This is a genomic window from Chiayiivirga flava (assembly GCF_014202825.1).
GTDB classification, from domain to species: Bacteria; Pseudomonadota; Gammaproteobacteria; order Xanthomonadales; family Xanthomonadaceae; genus Chiayiivirga; species Chiayiivirga flava.
The window spans coordinates 334381-352128 of the sequence record NZ_JACHHP010000003.1; the positions used below are offsets into that span (position 1 = coordinate 334381).

At 68.8% G+C, this 17748-nt stretch carries 19 protein-coding genes; 16 read left to right on the plus strand and 3 right to left on the minus strand.

Features of this window, described 5'->3' with window-relative positions; translation table 11 throughout:
• Window positions 1–15: 15 nt before the first annotated feature.
• Window positions 16–870, minus strand: coding sequence for a formyltetrahydrofolate deformylase (gene purU / locus HNQ52_RS09940; protein WP_183960980.1), 855 nt, complete (start codon window positions 868–870; stop codon window positions 16–18).
• Between the two features lie 191 nt (window positions 871–1061).
• Between purU and HNQ52_RS09945 the strand changes: the two genes are divergently transcribed.
• The 5 genes from HNQ52_RS09945 to HNQ52_RS09965 all read left to right on the plus strand — a co-directional run bounded on the left by HNQ52_RS09945 (window position 1062) and on the right by HNQ52_RS09965 (window position 7146).
• Window positions 1062–1781 (plus strand): YebC/PmpR family DNA-binding transcriptional regulator, encoded by a 720-nt coding sequence (locus HNQ52_RS09945; RefSeq protein WP_183960981.1) that lies wholly within the window; start codon window positions 1062–1064, stop codon window positions 1779–1781.
• A gap of 95 nt (window positions 1782–1876) precedes the next feature.
• Window positions 1877–2800 carry a DUF808 domain-containing protein gene (locus HNQ52_RS09950; RefSeq protein ID WP_183960982.1) on the plus strand — a complete coding sequence of 308 codons (924 nt, stop codon included), beginning with the start codon at window positions 1877–1879 and terminating at the stop codon, window positions 2798–2800.
• Window positions 2801–2923: 123 nt separating this feature from the next.
• Window positions 2924–3682: a CsgG/HfaB family protein gene (locus HNQ52_RS09955; RefSeq protein ID WP_183960983.1), complete on the plus strand. Its 759-nt coding sequence runs from the start codon at window positions 2924–2926 to the stop codon at window positions 3680–3682.
• Window positions 3679–4707 carry a hypothetical protein gene (locus tag HNQ52_RS09960; RefSeq protein ID WP_183960984.1) on the plus strand — a complete coding sequence of 343 codons (1029 nt, stop codon included), beginning with the start codon at window positions 3679–3681 and terminating at the stop codon, window positions 4705–4707. The genes HNQ52_RS09955 and HNQ52_RS09960 overlap by 4 nt, the downstream gene beginning before the upstream one ends.
• Window positions 4708–4812: 105 nt before the next feature.
• On the plus strand, window positions 4813–7146 hold the full coding sequence (locus HNQ52_RS09965; protein WP_183960985.1) for a TonB-dependent receptor plug domain-containing protein: 2334 nt from the start codon (window positions 4813–4815) through the stop codon (window positions 7144–7146).
• A gap of 43 nt (window positions 7147–7189) precedes the next feature.
• Here the strand turns inward: HNQ52_RS09965 and HNQ52_RS17170 are convergent, their stop codons facing one another.
• Complete coding sequence (locus tag HNQ52_RS17170; protein WP_343059296.1) at window positions 7190–7537, minus strand: YkgJ family cysteine cluster protein; 348 nt, start codon at window positions 7535–7537, stop codon at window positions 7190–7192.
• Window positions 7538–7835: 298 nt separating this feature from the next.
• On the opposite strand from HNQ52_RS17170, the gene HNQ52_RS09975 reads away from it, so the two are divergent.
• From HNQ52_RS09975 to HNQ52_RS10020, 11 genes are all read left to right on the plus strand, one after another.
• Window positions 7836–8324, plus strand: a complete 489-nt coding sequence (locus HNQ52_RS09975; RefSeq protein ID WP_183960987.1) for an NUDIX hydrolase — start codon at window positions 7836–7838, stop codon at window positions 8322–8324.
• A 35-nt stretch (window positions 8325–8359) separates the two neighbouring features.
• Window positions 8360–8752 (plus strand): VOC family protein, encoded by a 393-nt coding sequence (locus tag HNQ52_RS09980; RefSeq protein WP_183960988.1) that lies wholly within the window; start codon window positions 8360–8362, stop codon window positions 8750–8752.
• A gap of 74 nt (window positions 8753–8826) precedes the next feature.
• The gene (locus HNQ52_RS09985; RefSeq protein WP_183960989.1) at window positions 8827–9576 is read left to right on the plus strand and encodes a hypothetical protein; all 750 of its coding nucleotides are present in this window, start codon (window positions 8827–8829) and stop codon (window positions 9574–9576) included.
• A 145-nt stretch (window positions 9577–9721) separates the two neighbouring features.
• On the plus strand, window positions 9722–11179 hold the full coding sequence (locus HNQ52_RS09990) for a transglutaminase-like domain-containing protein (RefSeq protein WP_183960990.1): 1458 nt from the start codon (window positions 9722–9724) through the stop codon (window positions 11177–11179).
• Window positions 11176–12093: an SdiA-regulated/phytase-like domain-containing protein gene (locus HNQ52_RS09995; RefSeq protein WP_183960991.1), complete on the plus strand. Its 918-nt coding sequence runs from the start codon at window positions 11176–11178 to the stop codon at window positions 12091–12093. Before HNQ52_RS09990 ends, HNQ52_RS09995 begins: the two co-directional genes overlap by 4 nt.
• Before the next feature lie 703 nt (window positions 12094–12796).
• A complete protein-coding gene (locus tag HNQ52_RS10000) occupies window positions 12797–13660 on the plus strand; it encodes an SPFH domain-containing protein (protein WP_183960992.1) in 864 nt (287 codons plus the stop codon).
• A 25-nt stretch (window positions 13661–13685) separates the two neighbouring features.
• Complete coding sequence (locus HNQ52_RS10005; protein WP_183960993.1) at window positions 13686–13868, plus strand: type II toxin-antitoxin system antitoxin; 183 nt, start codon at window positions 13686–13688, stop codon at window positions 13866–13868.
• Window positions 13868–14047, plus strand: coding sequence for a DUF4177 domain-containing protein (locus tag HNQ52_RS10010; protein WP_183960994.1), 180 nt, complete (start codon window positions 13868–13870; stop codon window positions 14045–14047). The genes HNQ52_RS10005 and HNQ52_RS10010 overlap by 1 nt, the downstream gene beginning before the upstream one ends.
• A 24-nt stretch (window positions 14048–14071) precedes the next feature.
• Window positions 14072–15454 carry an alpha/beta hydrolase gene (locus HNQ52_RS10015; RefSeq protein ID WP_183960995.1) on the plus strand — a complete coding sequence of 461 codons (1383 nt, stop codon included), beginning with the start codon at window positions 14072–14074 and terminating at the stop codon, window positions 15452–15454.
• A 35-nt stretch (window positions 15455–15489) separates the two neighbouring features.
• On the plus strand, window positions 15490–15612 hold the full coding sequence (locus HNQ52_RS17440) for a hypothetical protein (RefSeq protein ID WP_281378002.1): 123 nt from the start codon (window positions 15490–15492) through the stop codon (window positions 15610–15612).
• 71 nt (window positions 15613–15683) lie between these two features.
• Entirely contained in the window at window positions 15684–16520 is an 837-nt protein-coding gene (locus HNQ52_RS10020; protein WP_183960996.1) for a M15 family metallopeptidase, read from the plus strand.
• 255 nt (window positions 16521–16775) lie between these two features.
• Here HNQ52_RS10020 and HNQ52_RS10025 read toward each other — a convergent pair whose 3' ends face one another.
• Window positions 16776–17735 (minus strand): acetyl-CoA carboxylase carboxyltransferase subunit alpha, encoded by a 960-nt coding sequence (locus HNQ52_RS10025; protein ID WP_183960997.1) that lies wholly within the window; start codon window positions 17733–17735, stop codon window positions 16776–16778.
• Between the last annotated feature and the right edge of the window lie 13 nt (window positions 17736–17748).

A 17748-nucleotide genomic window follows, 5' to 3' on the forward strand; every position in this document is an offset into this window, starting at 1 on the left:
CGCGTTCGGCCACCCTCAGCGAAACACCACCGTCCGATGCCCGTTGAGCAGGATGCGGTGCTCCACGTGGCGGCGCACGGCGCGGGCCAGCACGAGCGATTCGGTGTCGCTGCCCACGCGCACCAGTTCGCGCGGGGTCATGGCGTGGTCCACGCGGGCGACGTCCTGTTCGATGATCGGACCTTCGTCGAGGTCGGCCGTCACGTAGTGCGCGGTGGCGCCGATGATCTTCACCCCGCGCGCGTGCGCCTGGTGGTAGGGGCGCGCGCCCTTGAAGCTCGGCAGGAAGCTGTGGTGGATGTTGATCGCGCGGCCGGCGAGCGCGCCGCACAGCGCCGGCGAGAGGATCTGCATGTAGCGCGCCAGCACCACGAGGTCGATGTCCTCGCGTTCGATCAGCGCGAGGATGCGCGCTTCCTGCGCGGCCCGGGTCGCGGCCGTCACCGGCAGGTGGTGGAACGCGATGCCGTACGACTGCGCGAGCGGCGCGAAATCGTCGTGGTTCGAGGCCACCGCGGCGATGTCCACCGGCAGCTGGCCGCTGTGGGCGCGGAACAGCAGATCGTTGAGGCAGTGGCCCTGGCGGCTGACGAGCACGAGCAGACGCGCGCGGCGACGGGCGTCGTGCAGTTGCCAGTCCATCGCGAAGGCGTCGCCGAGCGTTGCGATGCGTTCCCGCAGCGCGTCGCCCGGGATGGCCGGCGGCAGGTCGAAATGCACGCGCAGGAAGAAGCGCCCGGATTCCTCGTCGCCGAACTGCTGCGCATCGAGGATGTTGCAGCCAAGCTCGAACAGCAGGCCCGAGACGCGGAACACGATGCCGGGACGGTCCGGGCAGGCGAGGGTGAGGATCCAGTCGTTGTGCGGCATGCGGCGCGGTCTGCGGAGGGCGGTCGGCGGCCCGCGAGTGTGGCCCGGAAACGGCGTCCCGCCTAGCCGTTCGCCCGTCGCGCCGCGCCGCGGGCGTCGTCAACCGGCGCGTCATCCTCTACCATCGTCGACCCGGCCGGCCCGCGACGCGGTGCCCGGCGTTCCACCCCGACACACGAGCAGGAATCCGTATGGGCAGAGGCCCCAGCATCGAAGGCCGCAAGAACGCGGAAGACGCCAAGCGCGGCAAACTCTTCACCAAGCTGATCCGCGAGATCACCGTGGCCGCGCGCGGCGGCGCGGACCCCGCCACCAACGCGCGCCTGCGCGTGGGCATCGACAAGGCGCTCGCGGCCAACATGACCAAGGACACGATCGAGCGCGCCGTGCGCCGCGGGTCCGGCGCCGACGGCGCGGACGACATGCAGGAGCTGCGCTACGAAGGCTACGGCCCGGGCGGCGTGGCGCTGATCATCGATGCGATGACCGACAACCCGGTCCGCACCGTGGCCGAAGTGCGCCACGCGCTGAGCAAGAACGGCGGCAACCTCGGCACCAGCGGCTCGGTCGCGTTCCAGTTCGCGCGCGTGGGCGAGATCGTGGTCGCGACGCCGGACACGGCAAGCGAGGACAGGCTGGTCGAGGTTGCGCTCGATGCCGGCGCCGACGACGTGGTGGCCGACGCCGGGCACAGCACGGTGCTGTGCGCGCCGGACCAGACCGAGGCGGTGACCGCGGCCATCCGCGGCGCCGGATTCGCACCCGAACGCAGCGACGTGGTCATGCGCCCCGGCAATCGCGTGGCGGTGGACGCGGACACGGCCGAGACGCTGACCGATCTGCTCGAGTGGCTCGAAGAACTCGACGACGTGCAGGACGTCTACCACAACGCGGACCTGCCGCAGACCTGATCCGCGCCCGTGCCGGCCCGGCGGCCGGCATCGCCGCTTGCGTTACGCGGCACCCGGGATGCGAGAATCGCGATCCGACTCCACGCGACCCGACCATGGCCTCCAGTCTCCTCGCCCTCATCGACGACATCGCGACCCTGCTCGACGATGTGTCGATCCTGACCAAGGTGGCGGCGAAGAAGACTGCCGGCGTGCTCGGCGACGATCTCGCGCTCAACGCGCAGCAGGTCGCCGGCGTGAACGCAGACCGCGAGCTGCCCGTGGTGTGGGCGGTGGCCAAGGGCTCGTTCGTCAACAAGCTCATCCTGGTGCCCGCGGCGCTGCTGATCAGCTGGCTCGCACCGTGGGCGGTGACGCCGCTGATGATGATCGGCGGCGCCTTCCTGTGTTTCGAGGGCGTGGAAAAACTCGTGCACAAGTTCCTTCACAGGCAAGACGACGCGGCCGAGCACGCGAAGCGACTGCAGGCCGTGGCCGATCCGGCGGTCGACATGGTCCAGTTCGAGAAGGACAAGATCCGCGGCGCGATCCGCACCGATTTCATCCTCTCGGCCGAAATCATCGTGATCACGCTGGGCACCGTCGCCACCGCGGACATCGCGCAGCGCATCGGCACGCTGTCGGCCATCGCGCTGATCATGACGGTGGGGGTGTACGGCCTCGTCGCCGGCATCGTCAAGCTCGACGACGGCGGGCTCTACCTGAGCCGGCGGCAGGGCGAGGGCGGGCTGGCGCGGCTGCAGCGCGCGCTCGGGCGCGGCATCATCGCGAGCGCGCCGTACCTGATGAAATTCCTGTCCATCGCCGGCACCGCGGCGATGTTCCTCGTCGGCGGAAGCATCCTCGCGCACGGCGTGCCGGCCGTCGGCCACGCGCTGGAGGCGATGGTGCCGGACGGCGTGGCGGGCACGCTGCTGATGATGCTCGGCGAGGCGGCGATCGGCATTGTCGTCGGCATCGTCGTGGTGGCGGCGGTGGAAGGCGTCCGCAGGCTGCGCGGCAAGCCGGCCGCGCATTGAGGTTGCATGGCATTCGGGCGGGCGCGGCGCCGCTGAAACGTTCGCGCGCGCTTTCGCGTTCCTGAAGACATGGTCCCGATCCGTCTCCCCATCCTTTCCCGCGTCCGTGCTCGCCGGCATCCCGTGCGTCAGGCGCTGGTGCTGGCCGCGCTATTGTCCGCCGCCAGCGCGGCGGCGCAGGCCCCGGCCGAACGCGATACCGCCAAACCCGTGCTCGGCGTGCTCAAGCTGCAGGACGAAACCGGCGCGATGCCGTTCCAGGGCGGTGTCGGCCGCGTGCTGACCAACATCCTCACCAACGAACTGGCCGCGCGGCCGGCCTTCACCGTGGTCGAGCGCCGGCGGCTCATGGCGATCCTCGAAGAGCAGGACCTCGCCGCGTCGGGCCGCCTCGCGCCCGGCGACGGTCCGAAGATCGGCCAGCTCACCGGCGCCGACTATCTCGTGATGGGCACGGTCACCGCGTTCCAGCGCGGGGTCGAAACCCGGTCCGGCAAGGCCAGGCTGTTCGGTGTCGGCGGCGGCAAGGCCTCGAGCACGGCCTATCTTGCGATCGATCTGCGCGTGGTCGACACCACCAGCGGCGAGATCGCGTTCGCGCGCACGATCGAAGGCCGCACCACGTCCACGCGCACCTCGGCCGGCATCTCGCTCGGCGCGGTCGACGCGGGCTACGAATCGTTCAAGAGCGAGGCGGACGCCAAGGTGGTGCGCGCCGCCATCGTGCAGATCACCGACTACCTCGAATGCGCAATGGTCCGACGCGACGGTTGCCTCGCGCAATTCGCCGACGAGGAAAAGCGCCGCGTCGACCGCACGCGCGGCGCCATCGAGATCGACGCCGATCCGGCGTCGTCGAGAACCAGGGATCGACGCCGATGAACATCGCCCGCACCGCGCTCCTGTCCGCATTCGCGCTCGCGACCGGCAGCGCCACCGCCGCCACCGTGCTCGAATACGACACCACCGGCACCTGCGCCACCGAGTTCGACCGCATGCGCTTCGATGGCCTGTACGCACGCATCGACCAGACCATGCAGGACACGCGCATGTCGACGATCTTCGACGACGGCGAGCAACTCATGCACATGCTGATGCACGACTCGCGCAACGTCATGACGATGGAATCGGACGACGACGCGATCGAATTCCAGAGCGATGTCGGCAAGAGCACGCTGTTTTTCGCCGCCAACCAGACACGGGCGCTGACCGGCATGGACACCAACCAGCTGATGGAACAGGCGCGCGCGACGCAGGCCGCGGCCTGCCCGGAACTGGCGCAGATGGGATTTGCCGATCCGGACTATGCCGACGCCGCCGCGCGCTGCGCGCAGACGATGCAGAGCGCCGCCGCCGACGGTGGCGCCAACCGCGCCGACAGCATCGGTGCGTTGATCGCGCAGGGCGGCCGCGAGCGCGATGCCGCCGGCCGCGCCGCGCCGCCGCCCGCCGCAGGCACGGCCTGGAGCACCACCCGCGTCGAACGCGACGGCCGCAGCGAGACCATCGCCGGCATCGACTGCGAGGTAAAGACCACGCGCCGCGGCGACACCGTGCTGCTGGAGGAATGCGTCGCGCGGCTCGACACGCTCGGCCTCGACCCCTCGCCGATGCGGCGCATCGAACGGATCGTGAGCATCGGCGAAGGCATGAGCGCGGGCGTGTCCGAGGTCTATCCCGACATGGATCCCGAGCGCGATCAGCCCGCCAGCCTCCCGCTGCGCCGTACCTGCTATGCCGACGGCAAGCAGACCGGCACCGCGACGCTGCGCATCCGCCGCGACGTGGAACTCGCCGCCGACGTGTTCGACATCCCGAAAGGCTACACGCCGTTCGACGCCGAGCTGCCGGACACGCACGGCATCGACTCGATGGACGTGGACGCGCTGCTGCAGCAGCGTCGCTAGGACCCCCGGCGGCGCGTGCCGAGCATCGGCCCGCGCCGCGCTGTCACATTGCCGCCACGCGGCGCGCGTAGAAAAGCCGGATTCACACCACCGGATCGCGCGTCCATGCGAAAGACCCTCCTGGCCCGCTGTGTCGCCCGGGCCACCGCCGTCACTCTCGGCAGCGCGGGCCTTGCGGCCGCACAGACACTGCCCGCACCGATGCCGGACGGCAGCACCGCGTTGTCGCTCGACCGCATCGTGGTGCAGGGCCAGATCACCTACCGCGACCGCCCCGACGCCATCGCGCCGACCCTGGTCTACGACCTCGAATACTTCCAGCGCTTCGAACCCAACACCGTCGGCGACATGCTCAAGCGCGTGCCGGGCGTGGCCTTCGTCGGCGCGGACATCATGGAGTTCGACGGCGCGCAGCTGCGCGGCCTGACCGGCGGCTACACCCAGGTGCTGATCAACGGCAAGCAGGTGCCCGGTGCGGGCGACGATCGTTCGTTCTGGGTCGACCGCATCCCGGCCGAAATGGTCGACCGCGTCGAGATCCTGCGCAGCAGCAGCGCCAATCGCAGCGGCGACGCCATCGCCGGCGCGATCAATATCGTGCTGCGCGACGCCTACCTGTTCGACGGCAGCTATGTGCGCCTCGGCGCCAACCGCTGGGACGACGGCGAGATCAACCCGACCTTCGGCGCGGTCACCAGCGGCGACGCGCTCGGCGGACGCATCCTCGCCGGCATCAACGTGCAGGATCGCTACCGCTCGAAGGAAAAGCGCTCGGATCGCTTCGCCGATCCATCGAGGGACGAACTGGTCAGTTTCGAGGACCAGGTCGAGGTCAAGGACGGCCGCGACTATTCGGGCAACCTGTCCTACACCGCCGAGGTCGGCGAGACCGACTTCTTCAGCGTCGACGGCTTCTACGTCAAGACCGATCGCGACGTAACGGAAGTCTCGCGCGAAGTCGAATTCGACGGCGACGACGTGATCGAAGCGAACGTCCCGGGCCTGAACCCGATCGACCAGCGGAACTGGGGCATCGGCGCCGAGTACGCGTTCGACATGGCCGGCGGTCGCACCAAGTTCGTCGCCGACCACGCCCGCTTCGAGGACGACAGCTCGGTGACCGAAGAGTCGCATGAGTACGTCAACGGCGAATGGGACGCGTCCGAGGCCGAAGCCGAGGCCGTCGACGCGAAGGACGACGAAACCGGCTTCAGGATCGCACACGAGCGTCCGTTCGGCGATGCGGTCGAGATGGAATTCGGCATCGACTACCGCACCAAGGAACGCGCCATCACCTACAGCTACTTCGCCTTCGAAGCCGAGAACGAAGGCGACCCGGTGGTGTACGAACCCGATGGCGTGGTCGCGAGCGTGATCGAGGAAGACCGTCTCGATCCCTACCTGATGTTTTCCGGCAACGCCGGCGTGCTGGCGTGGGAAGCGGGCGTGCGCTACGAGACCACCGATTCCGACATCCGCTACGTGGAGGACGGCGAGATCGAAGGCGCCGCGAGCAACGACTACGACGAACTGCTGCCGTCGCTGCACCTCAAGTGGGACGTGAGCGACAGCGACCGCATCAGCCTGTCGCTGGCGAAAACCGTCAAGGGCCCGAACTTCAACGAGCTGATCCCGGCCGTGCTCGACGGCGAGTTCGGCGACAACGACTACGTCGGCAACCCGCAGCTGGGCCTGGAAACCGCCCACGGCCTGGACCTGGGTTTCGAACATCGCCTCGGCCGGCGCGGCGTGGTCGGCGTGAACGTGTTCTACCGCGACGTGAAGGACCTGATCGAGGTGGTCAACACCGGCGAACCGAGCGAGGACGCGCTCGACAGCTATGCCGACGACATCGAGGAGTACATGGAGGAGAACGGCGTGAGCGAGGACGAAGCGATCGCCGCCAACCCGTTCGATCCGGACAGTTTCGTGTTCACCTCGGCCAACGTCGGCGACGGCACGGTCTACGGCGTGGAGTTCGACCTGTCGACGCCGCTGTCCGCGTTCGGGCTGGAGAACACCGGCGTGTTCGCGAACTATTCGTACCTCAAGAGCGAGGTCACCGATTTCCTCGGCGAGCGCCGCTTCAACGACCAGGCCAAGTCGGTCTACAACATCGGCTTCATCCAGGACCTGCCAAACGTCAGCGCGAGCTTCGGCGCGACCTACCGCAAGCAGGGCGATGCGTTCAGCCGCATATTGGCCGAGGAAGTGCTGATCCGCTACGGCGAGGATCTGGAGCTGTTCGTCGAGAAGCGTTTCGGCGACAGCGTGTCGGTGCGCCTGACGGCCGCGAACCTTCTGGACGCGTCGAAGGACGAATTCTTCGACAAGTTCGACAACCTCGGCGACCAGATCGCGCGCGATTACGACGAGTACGAAGTGGAAAGCGAAGAGGCAGGTCCCAGCTACCAGGTGGTGATGCGATGGGCGTTCTGACCGGAGCAGGACGCGCGCTGTCGCGCGCCTGCGCAGCGCGGCCTCAGGCCCAGGCGAACGGGATCAGACGTGGGCCGGAGCGGTCGTAGTCCTCGCGTTCGGCCACGCAGTAGGGACTGCCCATCGCGAACTTGCGGCACACGTCCGGACGTTCGTCGTAGATGCTGCAGCATTTGAGTTCGCGGTCGAGCGCAAGGCACCAGCCGTCCTTGCCGCGCGCCATCGTGTCCGGGCCGGTGACGCTGTGGCGGACGTAGCGCTCGGGCACCTCGTCCTCGGACGAGAGGATGACGGTGAGGCGGCAGCAGACGGCGGCGCAGGAGCCGCACGAGACCGACGCATCGATGCCGTCGTGTTCCTCGCCGTTGGCGATGTCGAAAATCGAAGTCACGGTCAGTCCTTTGAGTGCGGCGTGCCGGTGGCGGGCGCGCCGTCGTGCGACGGGTCGGGCGGGAGTCGCGACGCGCGGTGCGAGCGGTGGCAGCGCGCGGACAAAAAGCGGAAGGCGGGGACGTGTGGTGCGGTCGCGGGAACGCCGAGCGTCGAACGACATGCCGTGGCGCCGGCGGGGACGCGCGGCCGCAGGAAACGCGCCCCGGTCCGCAGTGTCGCAGGGCTCGGGTTAACCGCGTCTGGCCGTGGCCGGACGCGGCTATCATGACAGGTTTGACGCGGACGGATGTGCCCCGATGCCTTACACCCCCATCGTCGCCACGCTCGGCTACGTGCTCTCGCCCGATCGCCGCCGCGTGCTGCTGGTGCACCGCAACGCACGCCCGGACGATCAGCACCTCGGCAAATACAACGGCCTGGGCGGCAAGCTCGAAGCCGACGAGGACGTGGTGGCCGGCATGCGTCGCGAAATCCGCGAGGAGGCCGGCATCGAATGTGATGCGATGGTGCTGCGCGGCACGATCAGCTGGCCCGGATTCGGCAAGGCAGGGGAGGATTGGCTCGGATTCGTGTTCCGCATCGATGCGTTCGCCGGCACGCCGTACGCCAGCAATCCCGAGGGCACGCTCGAATGGGTGGAGATCGAACGCATCCTCGACCTGCCGCTGTGGGACGGTGACCGCCACTTTCTCCCGCTGGTGTTCGATGCCGACCCGCGCGCCTTCCACGGCGTGATGCCCTACCGCGACGGCGGCATGGTGTCGTGGACGTATTCGCGCCTCTAGTTGCCCCGTCCATCGAACCCCCTCGGACCGATCCCATGCCCCAGCACCTCGGCGCCATCGCGCTGCTCATCCGCGACTACGACGAGGCCATCGACTGGTACACCGGCACCCTCGGTTTCACCCTGGTCGAAGACACCGCGCTGAGCGCGGACAAGCGTTGGGTGCTGGTGGCGCCGCCCGGTGCCCCGCAGACCCGCTTGCTGCTCGCGCGCGCTGCCGATGCCACCCAGGAGGCCGCGGTCGGGAGCCAGGGCGGCGGCCGTGTCTGGCTGTTCCTGCACACCGACGACTTCGCCGCCGACCACGCCCGCATGATCGCTGCCGGCGTGCGTTTCCTCGAACCGCCGCGGCACGAGGCGTACGGCAGTGTCGCGGTGTTCGAAGACCTCTACGGCAACCGCTGGGATCTGCTGCAGCGGGCGGAGTGAGGGTCGCGGCAGAATCCGGCGGCGTTTTCCGTGACCTCCTGCAACGGGGCATCGCTCCGACGGAGGCGACGATGATGGCGTGGCGACGATCGATTCTGGTGCGCGCGGGCATGGGCCTGCTGTTGGCGGCCGCGGTCGCGGGCGCGACGGCGGCGGGGATCGATGGCGAGTACCGCGCCACGGTCGACGGCGTCGACACGCAGCTTTCGCTGCGTAGCGCCGGCGCCGACGTCTCCGGCACCTATGTCGAAGGCGCGCTGCGGCTGCAGGTCGCGGGCCGGCTCGAGGAGGACCGGTTGCTGGCCCGCGTGCGCGAGCCGTCCACGGGGCTGGACATCGCGGCGCTCGATGCGCGGATCGCAGGCGACACGCTGGACGCAAGCATCGACGCGCACAACCCGCTCACCGGCGAACGCAAGTCCGCGCGCGCGCTGTTCCGCCGCACGCTGCCGCCCGCGACGGACGCCGCGGCGACGGCCGTGCCGGGCAGCCTCGATCGCAGCCTGATCGGCACTTGGGTGAACGAAACCATGATCAACAGCGGAGGCGCCGACTTCGCCTCGTTCACGACGGTGATGACGATGCAGCTCGGCGCCGATGGACGCGTGTCGCAGTGGAGTCGCTCGGTGGGCGGCGGCGGAGACTGGAGCTACGACGGCGCCGGTCAGCTGCAGTACAGCGGGCGCTGGTCCAGCGACGGCGGCGTCCTGTACGTGCAGCTCGACGGTCAGGCCGGCTTCCAGCCGGCCGCGCGTTATCGCTTTTCGGACGCATATCTGGTGCTGGAGAACGACCGCGGACGATTGATCTGGCAGCGTCGCTGATCGTACGCGGCAGGGGTAAACCGGATCTCCGGCCGGCTCCGCTGTCGGCACCGCGTTTCCTGACCGATGCCGATCCGATGCGTGCCCGCCGGCGCGCAGCCGCATGCCGTCGTGGCATCATTCGTCCGTTCTTCCGGAGACCGGTTTGCGACGGATCGCCCTTGCCCTGTGCCTGCTTGCCGCCTGCGCCCTCGCGCGCGCGGAGGATCGCTGGTTCAGCGTGCACCTGGACGGGCGCAAGATCGGCCACATGCAGCAGTCGCGCGTGGAGGAAGACGGCGGTCGCGTGCGCAGCCGCCAGCTGCTGTCGATGACCCTCTCGCGCAGCGGCGACACCCTCACCATCCAGAGCGAGGAAACCACGCTCGAACTCGCCGACGGCACGCCGCTGGCGTTCGATTCGCGCATCGACACGGGCGGCAGCGTGACGCGCGTGCGCGGCGAAATCGAGCATGACCATCTGCGCGTCGCGATCGAGCAGCCGGGCGGGGTGGAGCGTCGCCATCTGCTCTGGCCGGCCGAGGCTCTGTTGATCGAAGGACAGCGCCTTGCGATGCAGCGCGGCGGACTGGCAGCGGGTACCCAGTTCGTGATGCTGGCGTTCGATCCGGGCTCGCTGCAGGCCTCGCAGCTGCTCACGCGCGTCGGTGCGCCCGAGACGGTCGCCGTGCACGACCGCACCGAACGCCTGGTGCCGCTGGCGCAGACGACGTGGCTCGACGGCGGCGCGATGCGATCGCAGGCCTGGGTCGATCCGGCCACGTGGGCGCTGCGCCGGCTGCGTTTTCCCGCCGTGGGGCTGCAGCTCGACGTGCACGCCTGCGACCGCGCGTGCGCGCTGGCGCCGGTGCAGCCGGCGGATGTGCTCGACGCGATGCTCGTGGCCGCACCGCGCGCGTTGCGGCGCGGCGATCTGGATGCGCCGCTCGCCTATCGGCTCGTCCTGCGCGAAGGCGAGGGTGACGCGCTCGCTGCGCAACCCGGACAGTGGATCGAACGCGACGGCGGCGAGCTGCGCCTGCGCGTGGATCCGGCCGGCGACGGTCGCGATCCGCCCGTGGCCGCGGACACCGCCGCCACGCGCTGGCTGCAGTCCGACGTTCCCGCCGTGGCGGCGCTCGCGCGCGAGGCCGCCGGCGACGCCCGCGGCGCGCGCGCCCGCATGGTCCGGCTCGAGGCCTTCGTGCGCGGCTACATCCGCACCAAATCGCTGCGTGTGGGTTACGCGTCCGCCAGCGAAGTGCTGCGCGACCGCGAGGGCGACTGCACCGAACACGCCGTGCTGCTGGCGGCACTCGCGCGTGCGCTCGGCATCCCCGCGCGCGTGGCCACCGGCATCGCCTACACGCCGGCCTACGGCGGCCGGCGCGACGTCTTCGTCCCGCACGCCTGGGTACTGGCGTGGGTGGACGGACGCTGGCAAGGTTTCGACGCGGCGCTGCGCGGCCATGACGCGGGTCACATCGCGTTTTCGTCCGGCGACGGCGATCCATTCCGCTTCTACGAGGGCCTCGAGTTGCTTGGTGCGGTGTCGATACGGGACGTGCGGCGTCTGGGCTGGCGCGAACGCGCGCAGCTGCGGCGGGAGCGGGCGGCGCGATGAAGGCGTCCTGCACGTTCGCCGCGCTGCTGTTGCCGCTGTGCATTGCCGCCGCGTCCCCGGCGCAGGACCTGACCGCGGCGCAGATGCCGTCCGGCACCGAGCTGCGCGCGCTCGTCACCGACGCGCGCGTCGACGAGATCAGCGGCATCGCGGCCTCGCGCCGGCATCCCGGACTGTTCTGGGTGCTCAACGACAGCGACCGCCCGGCCGAGATCTACGCGCTCGACGACAGCGGCGCGGTGCGTGCAACGCTCGCACTCGAGGGCGTGCGCAACGTCGACTGGGAAGACATCAGCAGCTTCGAGGTCGACGGCACATCTTGGCTGATGATCGCCGACACCGGCGACAACGGCGGTCTGCGGCGCGAACTGGCGATGCATTTCGTCGAGGAGCCTGCGGCCGTCGCCGACGCCACGGTGCCGGTGGCACGCAGCGTGCGCTTCGTCTGGCCCGACGGTCCGCGCGACTGCGAAGGCTCGGCGGTCGACGTGCAGCGCGGCGAGATCTATCTGGTCTCGAAGAAACGCATCCCGCCCGAACTGTTCCGCCTGCCGCTCGCGCCGCGTGGCGATGCGACGCTCACCGCCGAACGCGTCGGCACGCTCGCGGGCATCGAACAGCCCACGCCCGACGACCTGCGGCGAAACCCCGTCTACGGCCGTTACCGGGCGCAGATCACGGGCCTGGACATCGCCTCGGACGGCAGCTGGCTCGCGGCCCTGAACTACCGCCGCGTGTACCTGTGGCAACGCGTGCCGGAGGGCTGGGCGGCGGCAGTGACGCGACCGGCCCGCGCGATCGAGTTCCCGTGGATTCCGCAGGCCGAAGCGATCGGCTTCGACGTGGACAACCACGCGGTGTGGATCAGTTCCGAGCGCCTGCCCGCACCGCTGATGCGCCTCGAACTTCCCTGATGTCCTCTCCGCCGAGAGATCGTTCCGCCGGCGGACGGGTACCGAACGCCGCGCCGATTTTCCTTCTTCCCGCAGGAGAGGGTGCCTAGGCGGACAAGCACCGGGCGCCGCGATGTTCTTCCTTCTCGCGTCGGAGCAAAGGGTCGCAGTCGATGAGGCCGGGCGCTGCGATGCTCGTCCTTCTCCCCCCGGGAGAAGGAAACCTCTTCGATGCTCTTCCTTCTCCCCCCGGGAGAAGGTGCCGAAGGCGGATGAGGGAAGAGCGCTGCGGTTGTTCCGGTTGGTGAGTGCAGCGCCGCCCTTGCTTCAACCGGCGTGCGACATCGAAACGCGTTTCCCTCATCCGGCCTGCCGGCCACCTTCTCCCGACGGGAGAAGGAAACCTCTTCGATGCTCTTCCTTCTCCCTCCCGGGAGAAGGTGCCGAAGGCGGATGAGGGAAGGGCGCTGCGGTGTTCCGGTGGGGAGTGCAGCGCCGCCCTTGCTTCAACCGGCATGCGACATCGAAACGCGTTCCCTCATCCGGCCTGCCGGCCATCTTCTCCCCGGTGGGACAAGGAGCCTCTTCGCTACGGCACTTCGTTAAATAATTGATTTTTCGGTTAAAAACGAAAGATCGCCGAGGCGGTCACATCCGCATGCACACCTCGTCTTGCAATTTGATATCGAAATGATATCGTTAACACACCCTCTGGAGAGCCGCCATGAAAGAAGCGCCGATGTCCTCCCGCCCCGGAATTCCGGTCCTGTTCCTGATGCTCGTGCTCACGCTGGCGGTGGCCGCGGCATTCGTTTACGGCGCCAATACGAGGAGCGCGCCGGTTCTCGTCGGCACCGTGCTCGTCTCGATCGTGGTGTTTTTCGCCTGGTTCGGCTTCTACATGGTGGAACCCAACCAGTCGGCGGTGCTCAGCCTGTTCGGCAAGTATGTCGGCACGGTGAAGGACCAGGGCCTGCGCTGGAACAATCCGTTCTATTCGAAGAAGAAGATCAGCCTGCGCGTGCGCAATTTCGAGAGCGGCAAGCTCAAGATCAACGAGCTGGACGGCAGCCCGATCGAGATCGCCGCGGTCATCGTGTGGCAGGTGGTGGATTCGGCCGAAGCGGTGTTCAACGTCGACGACTACCAGAGCTTCGTCCACATCCAGTCCGAGTCCGCGCTGCGCGCGATGGCATCGAGCTACCCGTACGACCAGCACGAGGACGGCCAGATCGCGCTGCGCAGCCACCCGCAGGAAATCTCGCAGCATCTGCAGGAGCAGATCCAGGAGCGTCTGAGCAAGGCCGGTGTCGACGTCATCGAGGCGCGCATCAGCCATCTTGCCTACGCCGCGGAGATCGCGCAGGCGATGCTGCAGCGGCAGCAGGCCAACGCGGTGGTGGCGGCACGCACGCGCATCGTCTTCGGCGCCGTGAGCATGGTGCAGATGGCGCTGGAAGAGCTGAAGAAGTCGGGCGTGATGGAGCTCGACGAGGAGCGCCGCGCGGCGATGGTGAGCAACCTGCTCGTGGTGCTGTGCTCGGACCGCGCCACGCAGCCGGTGGTGAACACGGGCTCGCTGTACTGAGCCCGGCGTTTGCCAGGACACAGCGATGAGCGACAAGAAAGCCTACCCGCTGCGCATCAATGCCGAGGTCCTGGCCGCGATGCAGCGCTGGTCGGACGACGAACTGCGCTCGCTCAACGCCCAGATCGAATACGTGCTGCGCGACGCACTGCGCAGGAGCGGCCGCCTCGGATCGGCGGCCGCGCCATCCAATCCGGAGAACGACTGATGCATCACACCCGCTGGGAATACAAGGTCGAAGACCTCAAGGCCGGTTTCCTGTTCAAGGCGCTGGAGCCTGCGAACCTCACCGAGACCCTCAACCGCGAAGGCATGCAGGGCTGGGAGCTCATCAACGTCATCTCCGTCAACGGCACGATGAAAGCCTTTTTCAAACGTGCGCGCTGACGCGCCGCAGTCCGGGAGTACGCCATGAAAAAGATCGTGTTGATCGTGCTGTTGGCGCTGGGCGCTGCCTGGTTCGGCGGTCGCGCGCTGGTGCATCAATTCATGCCGGTCGCGGAGGCCGCGGCGCTCGACGCGGAGCATGCGCGTATCGCCGATGCTTTCCTCGATCATCTGGATGCCGGTCGCTACGACGACGCCCTCGCGATGCTCGACGCCAACGCACGCGAGGCGCTGGCGGGCGGCAAGCTGCAGGAAGTGTGGACCTCGCTGTCGTCGCAGCTGGGCGCGCGCACGTCCCGCAGTGCGCTGCGCGGCGAATCGGTCGACGGCACACCGGTCGCGACATCGACGCTGACGTTCGCCATGCTGTCGCTCGATGCACGCATCGCGGTCGACGCGGACCGCCACATCTCCGGCTTCCGCCTGGTGCCGGCGACCGCCGCGAGCACGCCGGCGGCACCGGTCGAGACCGCGGCCTTCGTCGAGACCGAGGCGATGCTCGGCGACGGTGCCCGGGCGTTGCCGGCGACGCTCACGCGCCCGCGTGCGAACGCACCGGTGGCCGCGGTGGTATTCGTGCACGGATCGGGCCCGCACGACCGCGACGAAACCGTCGGCCTCAACAAGCCCTTCCGCGACCTCGCGCACGGCCTGGCCGAGCGCGGCATCGCCTCGCTGCGCTACGAAAAACGCACCAAGGCGCGACCGGAGGATTTCGCGTCCGGCGATTTCGACGTCGACGACGAAGTGGTCGACGATGCGGCGGCGGCGGTGCGGCAGCTGCGCGACACCGACGGAATCGATCCGGCGCGCGTGTTCGTCGCAGGCCACAGCCTCGGCGCGCTGATGGCGCCGCGCATCGCGCAGCGCGCGCCGGAGGTGGCCGGGCTCGTGCTGCTCGCCGCGCCGGCGCGGCCGATCGCGGACATCTACATCGAGCAGATCGAATTCCTCGCCGCCGGCGACGGCAGCGTGTCCGACGACGAACGCGCGAAGCTCGACATCGAGCGCGCGAAGGCCGCGGCGATCGCAACGCTGACGCCCGATGCCCCCGCCGCGGACAACCTGCTCGGGCTTCCGGCGCGTTTCTGGATCGACCTGCGCGACTACGATCCCGTGGCCGTTGCCGGAACCATCCCGCAGCCGATGCTCGTGCTGCAGGGCGCGCGCGACTACCAGGTAACGCCGGCGGGCGATTTCGCACGCTGGCAGGCGGCGTTCGGCGACGAGACGCGCGTGACCTTGCGCGAATTCCCCGGGCTGAATCACCTCTTCATTGCCGGCACCGGTGCTCCGAATCCGCAGGAGTATTCGGTCGAAGGCCACGTCGATGCCGGCGTGATCGATGCCATCGCCGACTGGATCTCGGGCCTGCCCGGACGCAACGCCGCTGCGTCGTCGCGCTGACCTTCCGTGTTCGACTCGTCACCAGGAGATTGACCATGCTGCATGTCGCGAAAATGATCGAACGTCGCCTCGGCAACGACCGTCGCTTGATTCCGCAGTTGCTCGGGGTGTCCGCGCTGGCGCTGCTGGTGGGCCTGGCGATGGCCGCGCTGCGCTGACGGTGGCCACGGCCCGCATCGCCGACGGCGAGGTCGCTGACACCTGCGCCCGGGCTGGTTAAGCTCGCCGCATGCTGCAACGCGACTGGCGCCTGCTCAATTTCGACACCGTCGACGCCATTCCCGCGGCGCTGGCGCGTGGCCGCGCCAACGCGGTGGCACGCGCGCTGGCGCAGGCCGACTGGCTGCTGCGGCGCAAGACGGACGGCCGCTATCTTGCGGCGGTGCGGCTCGGGGTGTCGGCGCGCTGGCAGTTGCTGGCGCCCGCGAACGCGTGGCCGCGCGATGCAGCGTGCGGAACGCGAGGCCAGCGTGCGCAGACGGGCGTCGATGCATTGCAGCGGCGGCTGCGGGAGTTGGCGGCGCGACCCGCGTCGCACGCGACGTTGCCGCTCGATGGCGTGCGGCGGCATCTGGATGCGCTCGGAATTTCGGCCGACTACGGCCGTCGCCACGCGCTGGATCTGGTGCCCGAACCGCGCGTGCTCGCGTTCGCCGGATTCGATCGCTACCGCCGACCGCTGTTCCTGCAGGCGGCGGCGGCCGCGGCGTGGTCACGCATGCGCGCCGCGGCGGCGGCGGATGGCGTGCGGCTGGAGGCGATCTCGGGGTTCCGCAGCCACGCCTACCAGGCCGGCATCTTTGCGCGGAAACGCGCACGCGGGCAGGGCGTGGAGGAGATCCTGCAGGTCAACGCCGCGCCCGGCTACAGCGAGCATCACGGTGGATGTGCGCTGGACGTCGGCACGCCGGGCGAGCCGGCGGCGCAGGAATCGTTCGAAAAGACCGCGGCGTTCGCATGGTTGAAGATGCGTGCGGGTGATTTCGGGTTTGTGCTCAGCTATCCGCGCGGGAATCCACACGGCATCGTGTACGAGCCGTGGCATTGGTGCTGGCGGGCTTGCTGAAGCGTTCCATGTCTCGCGCGTTGGGTATGCTGCGGCGCGCGCAAGGTGGCGCCCTCATCCGCCTGCCGGCACCTTCTCCCGCGGGGAGAAGGATTCTCATGATGGATCCCTTGGACACGATGCGGATCACCGGAATTCGACAGCGCACGTCAAGCATCCCTTCTCCCTGCGGGAGAAGGTGCCGGCAGGCGGATGAGGGTGCCACACTGCAGCGTGCATCGACGCGTCACACGGCTGCCACGCACCGACAGGTCGTCAAGCCGCCTGATACCGCCCGTAACTGCGCATGCGGGCATACCGCTGCTCCAGCAACGTGTGCGTGTCCAGCCGTTCCAGCTGCTCGATCTGTCCCAGCAGCACACCTTTCAGGCGATCGGCCATCTCCTGCGGATCGCGATGCGCGCCGCCGAGCGGCTCCTTCACGATCTGGTCGATCAAGCCGTTTTCGAGCAACCGCGGCGCCGTCAGCCCGAGTTGCTCGGCCGCATCCTTCGCCCGCTCCGCGCTCTTCCACAGGATCGATGCGCAACCTTCCGGCGAAATCACCGAGTAGGTGCCGTATTCCAGCATCAGCGTGCGATCGCCGACGCCGATGGCCAGCGCGCCGCCCGAGCCGCCTTCGCCGATCACCGTGCAGACGATCGGCGTGCGCAGCTCCGACATCTCCAGCAGGTTGCGCGCGATCGCTTCGGACTGCCCGCGTTCTTCCGCCCCGACGCCCGGATACGCGCCCGGCGTGTCGATGAAGGTCAGCAACGGCAGCCGGAAACGCTCCGCCATCTTCATCAGCCGCAGCGCCTTGCGATAACCCTCCGGGCGCGGCATGCCGAAATTGCGCCGGATCTTGCTCTTGGTGTCGCGGCCCTTCTGCTGGCCGATGATCATCACCGGCTTGCCGTCGATGCGTGCCGGCCCGCCGACGATGGCGGCGTCGTCCGCATACGCACGGTCGCCGGCCAGTTCGTGGAATTCCTCGCACATCAGCTTCACGTAATCGAGCGTGTACGGCCGCTGCGGATGCCGCGCCAGCTGCGACACCTGCCACGGCGTCAGCGCGCGGAAGATCTCGGCGGTGCGGATCTTGAGCTTCTCGCGCAGCTTGCCGATTTCTTCCTCGATGTTGAACGCGCTGCCGTGGCTTGCGTGGCGCAGCTCCTGGATCTTGGCGTCCAGTTCGGCGATGGGCTGTTCGAAGTCGAGGAAGTTCGGGTTCATCGTGCCGGGGCGT